The organism is Pseudomonas sp. NFACC14 (assembly GCF_900106885.1).
Classification (GTDB): domain Bacteria; phylum Pseudomonadota; class Gammaproteobacteria; order Pseudomonadales; family Pseudomonadaceae; genus Aquipseudomonas; species Aquipseudomonas fluorescens_AA.
On sequence record NZ_FNOA01000003.1, the window covers coordinates 125,826 to 141,307 of the forward strand.

Here is a 15,482-nt window from a genome sequence, read left to right on the forward strand (position 1 = left end):
GTGGGAGCGAGCTTGCTCGCGATGGCGCCAGTCCCCCCAAATCCGATAGAACTTCCCCCCTCGCCAGCGCCTCTACCTGACAAGCCCATCGTCCCGGTGATTGCATGGATCTTGTCATTGCCCGCCCCGAAGGCCTGTACTGTCCACCCGGGGATTTCTACATCGACCCGTGGCGTCCGGTTGAACGCTCGGTCATCACCCACGCCCACGGCGACCATGCCCGCAGCGGCAACCAACATTACCTGGCAGCGGCACCCGGCGAAGGCATCCTGCGATCACGCCTGGGCCAGGACATCAACCTGCAAACCCTGCCCTACGGCGAACGCCTGTCGCACCATGGCGTGACCTTGAGCTTTCACCCCGCCGGCCATGTGCTGGGCTCGGCCCAGGTACGGCTGGAATATCAAGGCGAGGTCTGGGTGGCGTCGGGGGATTACAAAGTCGAGCCTGACGGCACCTGCACCCCGTTCGAGCCGGTGAGATGCCATACCTTCATCACGGAATCGACCTTCGGCCTGCCGATCTACCGCTGGCAACCCCAGGGGCAGATTTTCGACGAGATCAACCAGTGGTGGCGCGGGAACATCGCCGTCGGCCGGGCCAGCGTGTTGTTCTGCTATTCCTTCGGCAAGGCCCAGCGGATTCTCCACGGCATCGATGAAAGCCTCGGCCCGATCCTGGCCCACGGGGCGGTGGAACCGCTGAACCGGGTCTACCGCGAGGCCGGGGTTCATCTGCCGCCCACGATCTATGCCGGCGATATCAAGAAGAACGACCCGATCATGGGCCAGGCGCTGGTCATCGCCCCACCCTCTGCCGGAGGCAGCAGCTGGATGCGCCGCTTCGGCGACTACAGCGACGCCTTCGCCAGCGGCTGGATGCGCCTGCGTGGTACGCGTCGGCGGCGTGGCGTGGACCGGGGTTTCGTGCTGTCCGACCACGCCGACTGGCCTGGCCTGCTCTGGGCCATCGAACAGACCGGCGCCGAACGGGTGATGGTCACCCATGGATCAGTCGCCGTACTGGTACGCCACTTGTGCGAGCAAGGCCTCGATGCCCAAGGGTTCACCACCGAATACGGCGACGACGAAGAAGACTTCGCTACGGCCACCGACAGCGCTGAGGAAGCGCCATGAAAGCCTTCGCCGAGTTGTACGCCGAACTGGACGCCACCACCTCCAGCAATGCCAAGCTCACGGCCATGCAGGACTATTTCAGCAAAGCCCCGCCCCAGGACGCGGCATGGGCCGTGTATTTCCTGTCCGGCGGGCGTCCACGGCAACTGGTGCCAGTAAAAATCCTGCGGGAGTTGGCGGTCCAGGTATCCGGGTTGTCGCTCTGGCTGTTCGAAGAAAGTTATCAGGCCGTGGGCGACCTGGCCGAAACCATTTCGCTGGTATTACCCGAATCGCCCCACAGCTCCGATGAAGGCCTGGCGCTGTGGATCGAAGAGAAACTGCTGCCGTTGCGCGGTAAGTCGCCCGACGTCCTGGCAGAACGGCTTCCGGCGCTGTGGGCGCAGCTCGACCGGCCGAGCCTGATGCTTTGCATCAAACTCATCACCGGCAGTTTCCGGGTGGGCGTATCCAAACTGCTGGTGACCCGGGCCCTGGCGACCATGGCCGGGCTGGACAGCAAACGGGTGGCCCAACGCCTGGTGGGCTACACCGACCTGTCCCATCGTCCCACGGCCGCCAGCTACCTCAAACTGATCGCGGCCGAGTCCGACGATGAACATGCCCAGCGCGGCGGCCAGCCTTATCCGTTTTTCCTGGCCCATGCGTTGTCTGCGCCAGTGGAGCAATTCGACGCGCTGCTGGGGCCGGCCAGCGATTGGCAGGTGGAATGGAAATGGGACGGCATCCGGTCCCAGGTGATCAAGCGCGACGGCCATTTGTGGGTCTGGTCGCGAGGCGAGGACCTGGTCACTGAACGATTTCCGGAATTGCATTCGCTGGCCCAGGCGTTGCCTGACGGCACGGTGATCGACGGTGAAATTGTGGTCTGGAAAGCCCCCCAGTCGGTCACCGAGGAGGCCTTCGACCCGGACGCACCGTTGCAGCCGGCGGTGCAACCCTTCGCCCTGTTGCAGCAGCGCATCGGGCGCAAGACCCTGGGCAAGAAAATCCTCGACGACGCCCCCGTGGCGGTGATGGCCTACGACCTGTTGGAATGGCAAGGCGAGGATTGGCGCAGCCGCCCCCAGACCGAGCGCCGCGAACAATTGGAAGCACTGATCGCCCGTATCCACAGCCCGGTGCTGTTGCCGTCGCCGATCGTCACCGGGCAGGACTGGCTGGACCTCGCCCGGCAGCGCGAAGCGTCTCGCAGACTCGGTGTCGAGGGCATGATGCTCAAGGCCCGCGACGCGCTGTACGGCGTCGGTCGCACCAAGGACATGGGCGTGTGGTGGAAATGGAAGATCGACCCGTTCAGCGTCGACGCGGTGCTGATCTACGCCCAGCGCGGCCACGGCCGACGCGCCAGCCTCTACAGCGACTACACCTTCGCCGTATGGGACAACCCGCCAGGCAGTCGCGAGCGCACCCTGGTGCCATTCGCCAAGGCCTACTCAGGACTGACCGATGCGGAAATGCGCCAGGTCGACAGCATCGTACGCAAGACCACCGTTGAGAAGTTCGGCCCGGTGAGCAGCGTCACCCCCACCCTGGTGTTCGAACTGGGCTTCGAAGGCATCGCCCTGTCCAAGCGCCACAAGAGCGGGATCGCCGTGCGCTTTCCACGGATGCTGCGCTGGCGCCAGGACAAGGGCGTCGATGAAGCCGACACGTTGGCGACGCTACAGGATTTGTTGAAATAGCACCTCGGTGGCGAACACTCTGTGGGAGCAAAGTATGCTCGCGAAGCAGGCGCCTCGTTTTCCGGTAGACCGCGTCACCTTTATCGCGGGCAAGCCTTGCTCCCACAAAGACCTATCATGCCCGCCCCATCCTGGGGCACCTTTTTGTTGTACGATCTCCTCCGCGCACCACCGCGTTCCACCATCTGCCGCATATGCTTTTAAAACACTTGTTCGGCACTCTGGTTCGGAAATTGCTACCTTTATGCCGTCATACCGTTCTCGCCTTCACCGGTAACAATACTTACGCGCCACAAGCGCTCATATTGGTTTTAGGGATTGAATAATGAAAAAAGCACTGCTGACCCTTTCTGCACTGGCGTTGTGCATGGCCGCTGGCGTCGCCACGGCCAAGGAATACAAGGAATTGCGTTTTGGTGTCGACCCGTCCTACGCCCCGTTTGAATCCAAAGCCGCCGACGGCAGCCTGGTCGGTTTCGACATCGACCTGGGCAATGCGATCTGCGCAGAGCTGAAAGTCAAATGCAAATGGGTCGAAAGCGATTTCGACGGCATGATCCCGGGCCTGAAGGCCAACAAATTCGACGGCGTGATCTCCTCCATGACCGTTACCCCGGCCCGGGAAAAAGTCATCGACTTCTCCAACGAGCTGTTCTCCGGCCCAACGGCCTATGTCTTCAAGAAGGGCTCGGGCCTGAGCGAAGACGTTGCCTCGCTCAAAGGCAAGACCATCGGCTACGAGCAAGGCACCATCCAGGAAGCCTACGCCAAGGCCGTGCTGGACAAGGCCGGCGTCAAGACCCAGGCCTATCAGAACCAGGACCAGGTTTACTCTGACCTGACCTCCGGCCGCCTCGACGCGGCGATCCAGGACATGCTCCAGGCTGAGCTGGGCTTCCTGAAGTCGCCAAAAGGCGAAGGCTATGAAATCAGCAAGCCAGTGGACAGCGAACTGCTGCCCGCCAAGACCGCCATCGGTATCAAGAAAGGTAACAGTGAGCTGAAGGCCCTTTTGGATAAAGGTATCAAAGCGTTACACGACGACGGCACGTACGCCGAGATCCAGAAAAAACACTTTGGCGATCTGAATCTGTACAGCGGCAAATAATGCGCTGCGCCCATCCGGTCTCGGATGGGCGCTTTTTTCCTGCCAAAGGCCTCTTTCATGTTCGAACAACTCCTACAAAATCTGGGGCTCTCCGCCTTCAGCCTGCAGGGCTTCGGCCCGCTGCTGATGCAAGGCACCTGGATGACCATCAAGCTGTCGGCCCTGTCCTTGTTGTTGAGCGTCTTGCTCGGCCTGCTGGGCGCCAGTGCCAAGCTGTCGCGCGTCAAACTGCTGCGAATCCCTGCCCAGCTCTACACCACGCTGATCCGCGGCGTGCCAGACCTGGTGCTGATGCTGCTGATCTTCTACAGCCTGCAAACCTGGCTGACCTCGTTTACCGACTTCATGGAATGGGAATACATCGAGATCGACCCATTCGGCGCCGGGGTGATCACCCTGGGCTTCATCTATGGCGCGTACTTCACCGAAACCTTTCGCGGCGCGATCCTCGCGGTCCCCCGGGGCCAGGTCGAAGCCGCCACGGCCTATGGCCTCAAGCGTGGCCAACGCTTTCGCTTCGTGGTGTTCCCGCAAATGATGCGCTTCGCCCTGCCGGGTATCGGCAACAACTGGATGGTGATGCTCAAGGCCACCGCGCTGGTGTCGATCATCGGCCTGGCCGACCTGGTCAAGGCGGCCCAGGATGCGGGCAAGAGCACCTACCAGCTGTTCTACTTCCTGGTGCTGGCGGCATTGATCTATCTGCTGATCACCAGCGCGTCCAATTTCATCCTGCGCAGGCTTGAACGCCGCTACGCCGCCGGAGCCCGGGAGGCGGTGCGATGATCGAACTCCTGCAAGAATACTGGCGGCCATTCCTGTACAGCGACGGCGTCAACATCACCGGCCTGGCCATGACCCTGTGGCTGCTCAGCGCCTCGCTGCTGATCGGCTTCGTGGTGTCGATCCCGCTGTCCATCGCCCGGGTTTCGCCCAAGTTCTACGTACGCTGGCCCGTGCAGTTCTACACCTACCTGTTCCGGGGCACGCCGCTCTACATCCAGTTGCTGATCTGCTACACCGGTATCTACAGCATCGCGGCGGTGCGCGCCCAGCCCATGCTCGACAGTTTCTTTCGCGACGCGATGAACTGCACGATCCTGGCCTTCGCCTTGAACACCTGCGCCTACACCACGGAAATTTTCGCCGGGGCGATTCGCAGCATGAACCATGGCGAAGTGGAAGCGGCCAAGGCCTACGGCCTGACCGGCTGGAAGCTGTACGCCTACGTGATCATGCCGTCGGCGCTGCGCCGCTCGCTGCCGTACTACAGCAACGAAGTCATCTTGATGCTGCACTCGACGACCGTGGCGTTCACCGCTACCGTTCCAGACGTGTTGAAAGTCGCCCGGGATGCCAACTCGGCGACGTTCCTGACGTTCCAGTCGTTCGGGATCGCCGCGTTGATCTACCTGACCGTCACCTTTGCGCTGGTGGGCCTCTTCCGCCTCGCCGAACGCCGATGGCTGGCCTTCCTCGGGCCGACCCACTAGGGCTTTTGTTCCAGGACACACACGCACATGCGCCACCTGATCCATGACCTGCTGTCGCCGGTACCGGGGACTGCACGCAAGATCCACAGCTTCCACTTCGGCCCGGAAAAAGCCGTCGGCAAAATCTATATCCAGTCGTCCCTGCACGCCGATGAACTGCCGGGCATGCTGGTCGCCTGGCACCTCAAGCAACGCCTGGCCGAGCTCGAGGCGTCGGGCCACCTGCGCCACGAGATCGTGCTGGTGCCGGTCGCCAACCCCATCGGCCTCGAACAAGTGCTGATGGACGTGCCCCTGGGTCGCTACGAAACCGAAAGCGGGCAGAACTTCAACCGCCGCTTCGTCGACCTGAGCGAAGAAATCGGCAATGAAATCGAAGAGCTGCTCACCGACGATCCGCAGCACAACCTGATGCTGATCCGCACCAGCCTGCGCGATGCCCTCGCCCGGCAGACCCCCGGCACGCAATTGCAATCCCTGCGCCTGGCCCTGCAACGGCTGGCCTGCGACGCCGACATGGTGCTGGACCTGCATTGCGACTTCGAAGCCGTGGCCCACCTGTACACCACACCGGAAGCCTGGCCGCAGGTCGAGCCATTGGCGCGCTACATCGGTGCCGAGGCCAGTTTGCTCGCCACCGATTCAGGCGGCCAGTCGTTCGACGAATGCTTCACCCTGCTCTGGTGGCAACTCAAGGAACGCTTCGGCGAACGCTTCGAGATTCCCCTGGGCAGTTTTTCGGTGACCGTGGAGTTGCGTGGCCAGGGTGACGTCAACCATGGCCTGGCGAGCCTCGACTGCCAGGCCTTGATCGAATACCTGATCCGCTTCGGCGCCATCGACGGCGAACCTATGCCCATGCCCGAACTGCCCTACCCGGCCACGCCGCTGGCCGCGGTCGAGCCGGTGGCCACACCCGTGGGCGGGTTGCTGGTCTACAGCGCCCTGCCCGGCGAATACCTGGAGGCGGGGCAACTGATCGCGGAAGTCATCGATCCGGTCAACGACACCGTCACCCCCGTTCATTGCCGTAACGCCGGGCTGCTGTACGCCCGTTCGCTGCGCCGCATGGCCACGGCCGGCATGGTGATCGCCCATGTCGCCGGCACCGAAGCCTACCGCAGCGGCTACCTACTTTCGCCTTGAGGATGCATGCTCCATGTACAAACTGACCATTGAAGGCCTGCACAAAAGCTATGGCGAACATGAAGTGCTCAAGGGCGTTTCGCTCAAGGCCAAGACCGGCGACGTCATCAGCCTCATCGGCGCCAGCGGCTCGGGCAAAAGTACCTTCCTGCGTTGCATCAATTTCCTGGAGCAACCCAACGACGGAGCCATGACCCTGGACGGCCAGCCGGTCCAGATGATCAAGGACCGCCACGGCATGCACGTGGCCGACGCCGACGAACTGCAACGCATCCGCACGCGCCTGGCCATGGTGTTCCAGCATTTCAACCTGTGGAGCCACATGACCGTGCTGGAAAACATCACCATGGCGCCGCGCCGGGTGTTGGGTGTGAGCAAGCAGGAAGCCGACGAGCGTGCGCGTCGTTATCTCGACAAGGTCGGCCTGCCGGCGCGGGTTGCCGAGCAGTACCCGGCATTCCTTTCCGGCGGCCAGCAACAGCGCGTGGCCATTGCCCGTGCGCTGGCGATGGAGCCTGAGGTGATGTTGTTCGACGAACCCACGTCGGCCCTGGACCCGGAGCTGGTGGGCGAAGTGCTGAAGGTGATCCAGGGCCTGGCCGAAGAGGGCCGGACCATGATCATGGTGACCCACGAAATGAGCTTCGCCCGTAAAGTCTCGAACCAGGTGCTGTTCCTGCACCAGGGCCTGGTGGAAGAAGAAGGCGCGCCGGAAGACGTACTGGGCAATCCCAAGAGCGAACGGCTCAAGCAGTTCCTCAGTGGCAACCTGAAATAAACCTCGACGCAACCCGTAGGAGCTGGCGAAGCCTGCGATCTGTTGATCTTGATGCTTCGCTCGGGACTCAATTGCAGTGGAAGGATCGCAGCCTCGTTTCACTCGGCAGCTCCTACAGGGCAGCTCCTACATGATGCGTTAAAACCTTTCACATCCCGCCGTGGTCACTGAAGAAGGACTTTCAGGGCGCACCGGCAGGCATGGGGACATCCAACAACTTCGCAAACCAGTGGTTCGGCGCCCGCGGCTGGAAGCCGTTTGCCTTTCAGAAACAGGTATGGGCCGCGGTCAGGCGGGGGGAGTCCGGGCTGTTGCACGCCAGCACCGGCGCCGGCAAGACCTACGCCGTATGGTTCGCCGCCCTCGACCGCTTCGCCCGCTCGACACCGCCGCCGGACAAACCGCGCAAACGCAAGCCGCCGGCCGAACCACTGACTGTCCTGTGGATCACGCCGATGCGCGCATTGGCGGCCGACACCGGCAAAGCCCTCGAAGCGCCCCTGGCAGACCTGCAAGTGCCGTGGAGTGTCGGTCTGCGCACGGGCGACACCAGCGCCAGCGAGCGCGCCCGCCAGGGCCGTCGCCTGCCCACCGCGCTGATCACCACGCCCGAAAGCCTGACACTGATGCTCGCCCGGGCCGATGCGCAAGCTGCCGTTTCGACCCTGCGCATGGTGGTCGTGGATGAATGGCACGAATTGCTCGGCAACAAACGTGGCGTGCAGTTGCAACTGGCCCTGGCGCGCTTGCGGCACTGGCATCCCGAACTCATTGTCTGGGGTGTGTCCGCAACCCTCGGTAACCAAGCCCACGCCGGGCAGGTATTGATACCGCAAGGCAACGGGATCAGTGTGCAGGGGGCCGACAGCAAGGCGCTGCAGGTCGACACGTTGCTGCCCCCGGCCCTCGAACGTTTCCCGTGGGCCGGGCACATCGGCCTGAAGATGCTGCCCCAGGTCGTTGCTGAAATCGACGCCAGCCGCAGTTGCCTGGTCTTCACCAACACCCGGGCACAGTCGGAAATCTGGTATCAGGCGCTTCTTGAGGCGAGACCCGACTGGGCCGGGCTGATCGCCCTGCACCATAGCTCGCTGTCGCGTGACACCCGGGATTGGGTGGAGCAGGCCTTGAAGGATGGCCAGCTCAAAGCGGTGGTCTGCACCTCCAGCCTGGACTTGGGGGTGGACTTCCTGCCGGTGGAACGGGTGCTGCAGATCGGCTCGGCCAAGGGGGTGGCGCGGCTGATGCAACGGGCCGGGCGCTCTGGTCACGCACCGGGGCGGACCTCACGGGTGACGCTGGTGCCGACCCATAGCCTGGAGTTGATCGAAGCCGCCGCCGCGCAGGACGCCGTGGCCCAGCGGCGCATCGAACCTCGCGAATCGCCGCACAAGCCGCTGGACGTCCTGGTGCAGCACCTGGTGAGCATGGCCCTGGGCGGCGGCTTCGTTCCCGACCAATTGTTCGAGGAGGTGCGGGGTGCCTGGGCCTACCGCGACCTCAACCCGGCCGAATGGGCCTGGGCCCTGGCTTTTGTACGCCACGGCGGCCTGTCATTGACCGCCTACCCCGATTACCGACGGGTCGAACCGGACGAACACGGGGTCTGGCGCGTGCCCGACGCCCGCCTGGCCCGGCGTCACCGCATGAGCATCGGTACCATCGTCAGCGATGCCAGCCTGCAATTGAAGTTCTGGAGCAAGGGCGGCGGTGGCAAGACCCTGGGCAGCGTCGAGGAAGGCTTCATCGCCCGCCTGCGACCCGGCGACGGTTTCCTGTTTGCCGGGCGACTGCTGGAATTGGTCCGGGTCGAAGACATGACCGCCTATGTGCGACGCAGCCAGGCCAAGAAGGCCGCTGTGCCACGCTGGAACGGCGGGCGCATGCCACTTTCCAGCGAACTGGCGGCCGCCGTCGTGGCCCGTTTGAGCGAAGCCGCCGCGGGCCGCTTCGAGGGCCCGGAGATGCAAGCCGTGCAGCCCCTGCTGTTGACCCAGCAACGTTGGTCCGGTTTGCCCACGCAGCACACCTTGCTGGCCGAAGCCCTCAAGTCCCGGGAGGGCTGGCATCTGTTCCTGTACCCGTTTGCCGGGCGCCAGGTGCATCTGGGCCTGGCCAGCCTGCTGGCCTGGCGCGTCAGTCGGCAACAGCCGCTGACGTTTTCCATTGCGGTCAATGACTACGGCCTGGAACTGCTCAGCGCCACGGCAGTGGATTGGTCGCACTACCTGACCCCGAGCCTGCTGAGCGTCGATCAACTGCTGGCCGACGTGCTGGCGAGCCTCAATGCCGGGGAACTGGCCCTGAGGCGCTTTCGCGAAATCGCCCGGATCGCCGGGCTGGTGTTCGCCGGCTACCCCGGTGCGCCCAAAAGCACCCGGCAAGTCCAGGCCTCCAGCGGGTTGTTCTTCCAAGTGTTCAAGCAATACGACGCCGACAATCTGTTGCTGGCCCAGGCCGGGGAGGAAGTCTTGCGTGAAGAATTGGATATCCGTCGACTGGAGCAGACCTTGCAACGCCTCAATACCCTGAAGCTGGACCTGCACATGATCAAGCGCCCCACCCCACTCGGGTTCCCGCTGCTGGTGGAGCGGTTCCGGGAAAGCATGAGTTCGGAAAAACTCGCCGACCGCATCCGGCGGATGGTCAGCGAGTTGGAAAAGACTGCCGATCGCGGTGACGCCTGATGCCAGCGCCGTATCCTGTCAGCCTGGCCGGCGAAGCGCTCTGGCTGCTTGCGGAAAAAGCCTTGTATTGGCCCGCCCAGGAAACCTTGATGGTGGCCGACGTTCATTTCGGCAAGGCCGCCGCTTATCGCCGCCTCGGGCAACCGGTGCCCCACGGCACCACCGCCAGCAACATCGCGGTGCTGGATGCATTGCTGGCCAGGCTGGCGTGTCGACAGTTGATCTTTCTCGGAGATTTTCTCCACGGTCCCGGCTCCCATGCGCCCGGCACCTTGAAGGCACTTTCCGATTGGCGTGAGCGACATCCGCACCTGGCCATGACGCTGATTCGTGGCAACCACGACAAACGCGCCGGCGACCCACCTCCAGCGCTGAACATTCGCGTCGTACCGGAGCCGTTGCTACTGGGCCCTTTCGCCGTGCAACACGAGCCCAGGCCCCACCCCAGCCGCCATGTGCTGGCCGGCCACGTGCATCCGGTCTACCACCTGAGCGGCAAGGGCCGGCAACGGCTGCGCCTGGCTTGCTTTCGGCTGGGCAGCGAGATCAGCCTGCTACCGGCCTTCGGCGCGTTCACGGGCGGCTATCGAGTCGAGCAAGACAGCGACTGCAGGATTTTTGTCATCGGCGATAACGAAATATGGCCCGTCAACTGAAGCACTCTGTGCTTCCGCTGGCGGGCCAGCGCCTCATCAGGCGACAGGCGCAGGAGGCGGCTCGTCCGGCAGAGTGGGTTCGCCGGGTTCGGTAGGCTGTTCGTTGGGCGTATCGGGATCGGGCTGGCCGGGGATGCCGCCTGCCGCTTCGGCAGGATGGGCCAGCAATGACCAGGCCATGACGCCGATCTGATTGGGCTCAAGCCTTGCCAGTTCGGCACTGATTCGCGGATCGATCTTCATAGAGCAACTCCTGAGCGAAGGCCCGCTGCGCTGACGCAAAAAACGGGCAGTACACGCAATAGAGTGTCTGCCCGCCCAGGAATTCCAAACAGCTCGTCAGATTCAGGTACGCGGCAGCGTCACGCCGCGCTGGCCCTGGTATTTGCCGCCACGATCCTTGTAGGAGACTTCGCATTCTTCATCGGATTCAAGGAACAGCATCTGCGCCACACCCTCGTTGGCGTAGATTTTCGCCGGCAGGGTCGTGGTGTTCGAGAATTCCAGGGTCACGTGGCCTTCCCACTCGGGTTCCAGCGGCGTGACGTTGACGATGATGCCGCAACGGGCATAGGTGCTCTTGCCCAGGCAGATGGTCAGCACGTTGCGCGGAATGCGGAAGTATTCGACGGTGCGGGCCAGGGCGAAGGAGTTCGGCGGGATGATGCAAACGTCGCTCTTGACGTCGACGAAGCTCTTCTCATCGAAGTTCTTCGGGTCGACGGTGGCCGAATTGATGTTGGTGAACACCTTGAATTCGTCGGCGCAGCGCACGTCGTAGCCGTAGCTGGAGACACCGAAGGAGATCAGCCGGTCGGCGCCTTCGCCACGCATCTGGCGCTCGACGAAGGGCTCGATCATGCCGTGCTCTTGCGCCATGCGGCGAATCCACTTGTCCGATTTGATGCTCATGGCGGTTTCCTGAAATAGCGAGGTGGAAAAAATACGTCCGGCATCTTACCGGGGCACGGGGCCGGGTTCAAAGCGCGGCGCGCAAATCTCGCCGATCCACCTTGATTTCCGGGTCCTGCCGGCTATCGCCCGCGCCGTCAGTCACCAATTAAGAGAAACCTTCGCAAAGACCATTGGCACATTCTGGAAAAAGGGTTAAGGTGGCGCCACTGTGTTGCTTGTGTCACTGAGAATCTCTACACGATATGTTGAATTTCGATCCAACCATCTACAAGAATTTTTCCTGCTCTTTGCACTCAGTCTCGGCCAGGGTTCTTCCTGAGTCGCAGTTATCTTTGTTCAAGGAGTTACACCATGTCTAATCGCCAAACCGGTACCGTTAAGTGGTTCAACGATGAAAAAGGCTTCGGCTTCATCACCCCACAATCCGGTGACGACCTGTTCGTTCACTTCAAAGCTATCCAATCCGACGGCTTCAAAAGCCTGAAAGAAGGCCAACAGGTTTCTTTCATCGCTACCCGCGGTCAGAAAGGCATGCAAGCTGAAGAAGTTCAAGTTATCTAACTTGCACTTGCTTTAGTAAAAGGCCCCGCCCTCAAAAGCGGGGCTTTTTTGTGCCTGTCAGTTTTTCCCAGCGCACAAAAAACTGTGGGAGCGAGCTTGCTTGCGATAGCGGTGGATCAGCAACTACAACGTTGGCTGACGACCGCTATCGCGAGCAAGCTCGCTCCCACAGGTGTGTGTGGGTGAGCCCGAATTACCAGGTCACGCCGAAGCCGGCCGTGTACCGCGTCTTGCTCAAGTCGCTGTCTTCAGTGCCCTCGATGACATCCTTCTCGGCCTTGAGGTTGAGCGACGCCCAGTCGGTGACCTTGTAGCGCAACCCCATCTCAGCGTCATAGGCGTACTCCGCCACGCCGGACAGCGGCTTGCCCACTTCGCCGTTGGTGAAGAACTCCACGCGCTTGCCAATCAGGTAGCGGTTGTAGTCCCACTTCATGGCTACGGAATAGAAGTTGTCCTTGCCGCCATCGCGGTATTCGTAGTCGGTGCGGTTGAGCAGCGACCCCAGGGAGAACGCCCCCAGCTCGTCATCCCAGAACTGGTAGCCCGGACCGGTACCCACGACGCGTTGGCGCGCCAGGTCTTCGACCTTGTCGCGCTTGTAATTCAAGCGACCTTGCCAAAACCATTTATCCGTGAAAAACCGGTCGAGGGAATACTCCAGGCGCCAGTTGTCGGTCGACACCACGTCGTCCTGGAATTCACGGTTGTATTCGCCTTCAGCGTTATGCCGCCATCTGCCGTGGCGCGCCGAGGTCTTGAAGTCGACGTCGTAATCGTCGGTATCGTTTTCCGCGCGCTTGTAATCCAGTGCGGCATCGATATTGCCCTTCCATACCAGATCCTCGACCACCGGCTTGGGCTTGAGGATTTGCTGGATGCTGGCCAGTTCGACGGTCTTGGGCGCATCACCGTTTGCTAGCGTGACCTTGCCGTCCTCGGCGGCATGCAGGGCCTTGGCTTTCTCACCCGTGTAGGCATCCTGCTTGACCAGCAATTGCTGGTCGCTCTCGAGGGTCTTGACCTGTTTCCAATCGATAGGAACCGCGCCGGCGTAATCGGTCTGGATCAGCAATTTGCCGCCATCGAAAACGGTGATTTTACCGCTGAGCTTGTCGCCGTTCTTCAACCAGACGGTATCGGCAAGCAAAGGCATGGAGGCGCTGGTGACAGCTAGGCATAGCAGGGTTCTAGACAACATAAGCGATAATGGGCTCAAGTTTTCAGTGAAAAGGCGGCATTATCCCCCAGGATGACACCTCAGCAACGACTGACCTGCATATGGATGATGAGTTCATTTCTCAACCAGCCTTGTAGGAATTAATCTACGGACGGACATCCTTGGGAACCTTTTATGCGTGACACCCCAGCGGCCACCGAGAACGCCGCGCAAATCCGCCGCACCACCCTTTACCTGACCCTGGCACAAGTGCCGGCCGGCAAGGTGGTCACCTATGGCCAGCTCGCCGAAATGGCCGGCCTGGGGCGTGCGGCGCGCTGGGTCGGGCGAACCCTCAGCCAACTGCCAGGCGACACCAAGCTGCCCTGGCATCGGGTATTGGGTGCCGGTGGTCGGATCAGCCTGCCGGCAGGCAGCGCCTCAGGGGATGAACAGCGCGCACGCCTGCGCCTGGAAGGGATCAGTGTCCTGAACAATCGTGTTGATATTCAGCGCCATGGCTGGCGCCCGGTAGAGCACAGCGGTTAGAGTGCGCGCTTTGTTTTCGCAATTTTTGAGGCAGACTCCAGCCCATGCCCCGTAAAACCTGGCGCGCCGCCCTCGCCGCCTATGCCAGTCCCTCAACGCTCGTGCTGTTGCTGCTTGGCTTCGCCGCCGGCTTGCCCTACATGCTGGTGTTTTCCACGCTTTCGGTCTGGTTGCGCGAAGCCGGCGTGGCCCGCGAAACCATCGGCTACGCGAGCCTGATCGGCCTGGCGTACGCCTTTAAATGGGTCTGGTCGCCACTGCTCGACCAATGGCGCCTGCCGCTGCTGGGTAAACTGGGGCGCCGTCGCTCATGGCTGGTGCTCTCCCAGGCCTTGGTGATCCTCGGCCTGATCGGCATGGGTTTCTGCGACCCACAAAAACACCTGTCCTGGTTGATCGCCATCGCCGTGATCGTGGCCTTCGCCTCCGCGACGCAGGACATCGCCGTCGACGCCTATCGCCTGGAGATCGCCGACGACACCCGCCAGGCCGCCCTCGCCGCCAGCTACATGTCCGGTTACCGCATCGCCGCGCTACTGGCCACCGCCGGCGCCCTGTTCTTCGCCGAAGGCTTTGGCTCCACCGGTTTCAGCTACAAACACTCGGCCTGGGCCGGTACCTACCTGCTGTTCGGCGTCTTGATGATCCCGGCGCTCCTCACCTCACTGTTCATGCGCGAGCCGCCGGTGCCGCTGCGCACCCAATTGCAGGCAGGGCGCTACACCTTCGTTCATCAGTTGGCGTCGGTATTCGTGCTGATCGTGCTGCTGGTCTCCGTCCCGGCGATGTTCACCCAGCTGTTCAACACCGACTTCGCCAGCGTGCTGTTCGAGGGCGTCAGCCTGCTCGACCTGCTGCTCGAAGACCGCGCCTTCCTGCGGGCCATCCTCTATACCATCCTGACCACCCTGTGCCTGTCGACCATGGGCCGGCGCGGACTGGCGCCGGTGCTGACGCCGATCAACGATTTCATCCTGCGTTATCGCTGGCAGGCCCTGCTGCTGCTCGGGCTGATCGCAACCTATCGGATGTCCGACACGGTCATGGGCGTCATGGCCAACGTGTTCTACATCGACCAAGGGTTCACCAAGGACCAGATCGCCAGCGTCAGCAAGATTTTCGGGCTGATCATGACCCTTGTCGGCGCCGGCATGGGCGGCCTGCTGATCGTACGTTTCGGCATCCTGCCCATCCTGTTCATCGGCGGTGTCGCCTCGGCCGCCACCAACATCCTCTTCCTGATGCTGACCGACATGGGCGCCAACCTGAAGATGTTGATTGTCACCATCTCACTGGACAACTTCAGCTCCGGCCTGGCCACTTCGGCGTTCGTCGCCTACCTGTCGAGCCTGACCAACCTGAAATTCTCCGCCACCCAATACGCCCTGCTCAGCTCGATCATGCTGTTGCTGCCGCGCTTGATCGGTGGTTATTCAGGGGTGATGGTGGAAAAGTTCGGCTACCACAATTTCTTCCTGATCACCGCCCTGCTGGGCGTGCCGACCCTGCTGCTGATCGCCTTGCACTGGTTCCAGGAGAACCGTCGCCAGGACTCGACGCCTACCGAAGAACCGGTGCCTACCCGGTCCGCGGAAGAGTCGTAGGAAAC

Annotated in this window: 15 protein-coding genes; 12 read left to right on the top strand and 3 right to left on the bottom strand. The window is 62.2% G+C overall.

What is annotated here, in order from left to right; translation table 11 throughout:
* Positions 1–104 precede the first annotated feature (104 nt).
* The 9 genes from BLU85_RS07150 to pdeM all read left to right on the top strand — a co-directional run bounded on the left by BLU85_RS07150 (position 105) and on the right by pdeM (position 10,689).
* Positions 105–1,136, top strand: a complete 1,032-nt coding sequence (locus BLU85_RS07150; protein WP_092205451.1) for a ligase-associated DNA damage response exonuclease — start codon at positions 105–107, stop codon at positions 1,134–1,136.
* Entirely contained in the window at positions 1,133–2,821 is a 1,689-nt protein-coding gene (locus tag BLU85_RS07155) for an ATP-dependent DNA ligase (protein ID WP_092205450.1), read from the top strand. The genes BLU85_RS07150 and BLU85_RS07155 overlap by 4 nt, the downstream gene beginning before the upstream one ends.
* A 325-nt stretch (positions 2,822–3,146) precedes the next feature.
* A complete protein-coding gene (locus tag BLU85_RS07165) occupies positions 3,147–3,929 on the top strand; it encodes a transporter substrate-binding domain-containing protein (RefSeq protein ID WP_092205448.1) in 783 nt (260 codons plus the stop codon).
* 57 nt (positions 3,930–3,986) lie between these two features.
* Positions 3,987–4,715, top strand: coding sequence for an ABC transporter permease (locus BLU85_RS07170; RefSeq protein WP_092205464.1), 729 nt, complete (start codon positions 3,987–3,989; stop codon positions 4,713–4,715).
* The gene (locus BLU85_RS07175) at positions 4,712–5,422 is read left to right on the top strand and encodes an ABC transporter permease (RefSeq protein WP_060738926.1); all 711 of its coding nucleotides are present in this window, start codon (positions 4,712–4,714) and stop codon (positions 5,420–5,422) included. Before BLU85_RS07170 ends, BLU85_RS07175 begins: the two co-directional genes overlap by 4 nt.
* Before the next feature lie 27 nt (positions 5,423–5,449).
* On the top strand, positions 5,450–6,568 hold the full coding sequence (locus tag BLU85_RS07180) for a succinylglutamate desuccinylase/aspartoacylase family protein (RefSeq protein WP_092205447.1): 1,119 nt from the start codon (positions 5,450–5,452) through the stop codon (positions 6,566–6,568).
* A gap of 13 nt (positions 6,569–6,581) precedes the next feature.
* Positions 6,582–7,346: an ABC transporter ATP-binding protein gene (locus BLU85_RS07185; RefSeq protein ID WP_092205446.1), complete on the top strand. Its 765-nt coding sequence runs from the start codon at positions 6,582–6,584 to the stop codon at positions 7,344–7,346.
* Positions 7,347–7,546: 200 nt separating this feature from the next.
* Positions 7,547–10,033, top strand: coding sequence for a ligase-associated DNA damage response DEXH box helicase (locus BLU85_RS07190; protein ID WP_092205445.1), 2,487 nt, complete (start codon positions 7,547–7,549; stop codon positions 10,031–10,033).
* Positions 10,033–10,689, top strand: coding sequence for a ligase-associated DNA damage response endonuclease PdeM (gene pdeM / locus BLU85_RS07195; protein WP_092205444.1), 657 nt, complete (start codon positions 10,033–10,035; stop codon positions 10,687–10,689). The genes BLU85_RS07190 and pdeM overlap by 1 nt, the downstream gene beginning before the upstream one ends.
* A 36-nt stretch (positions 10,690–10,725) precedes the next feature.
* On the opposite strand, the gene BLU85_RS07200 is transcribed toward pdeM, so the two are convergent.
* Complete coding sequence (locus BLU85_RS07200; protein ID WP_041022879.1) at positions 10,726–10,932, bottom strand: hypothetical protein; 207 nt, start codon at positions 10,930–10,932, stop codon at positions 10,726–10,728.
* A 102-nt stretch (positions 10,933–11,034) separates the two neighbouring features.
* Complete coding sequence (dcd, locus tag BLU85_RS07205; RefSeq protein ID WP_003184751.1) at positions 11,035–11,601, bottom strand: dCTP deaminase; 567 nt, start codon at positions 11,599–11,601, stop codon at positions 11,035–11,037.
* Between the two features lie 354 nt (positions 11,602–11,955).
* Here dcd and BLU85_RS07210 point away from each other — a divergent pair, with 354 nt between their 5' ends.
* Positions 11,956–12,165, top strand: coding sequence for a cold-shock protein (locus BLU85_RS07210; RefSeq protein WP_002554837.1), 210 nt, complete (start codon positions 11,956–11,958; stop codon positions 12,163–12,165).
* A gap of 193 nt (positions 12,166–12,358) precedes the next feature.
* Here BLU85_RS07210 and BLU85_RS07215 read toward each other — a convergent pair whose 3' ends face one another.
* Positions 12,359–13,366 carry a DUF481 domain-containing protein gene (locus BLU85_RS07215; RefSeq protein WP_092205443.1) on the bottom strand — a complete coding sequence of 336 codons (1,008 nt, stop codon included), beginning with the start codon at positions 13,364–13,366 and terminating at the stop codon, positions 12,359–12,361.
* Positions 13,367–13,519: 153 nt separating this feature from the next.
* On the opposite strand from BLU85_RS07215, the gene BLU85_RS07220 reads away from it, so the two are divergent.
* Together BLU85_RS07220 and BLU85_RS07225 are read left to right on the top strand one after the other, a co-directional pair.
* On the top strand, positions 13,520–13,873 hold the full coding sequence (locus BLU85_RS07220) for an MGMT family protein (RefSeq protein ID WP_092205442.1): 354 nt from the start codon (positions 13,520–13,522) through the stop codon (positions 13,871–13,873).
* Between the two features lie 44 nt (positions 13,874–13,917).
* On the top strand, positions 13,918–15,477 hold the full coding sequence (locus BLU85_RS07225; RefSeq protein WP_092205441.1) for an AmpG family muropeptide MFS transporter: 1,560 nt from the start codon (positions 13,918–13,920) through the stop codon (positions 15,475–15,477).
* The last annotated feature ends 5 nt before the right edge of the window (positions 15,478–15,482 follow it).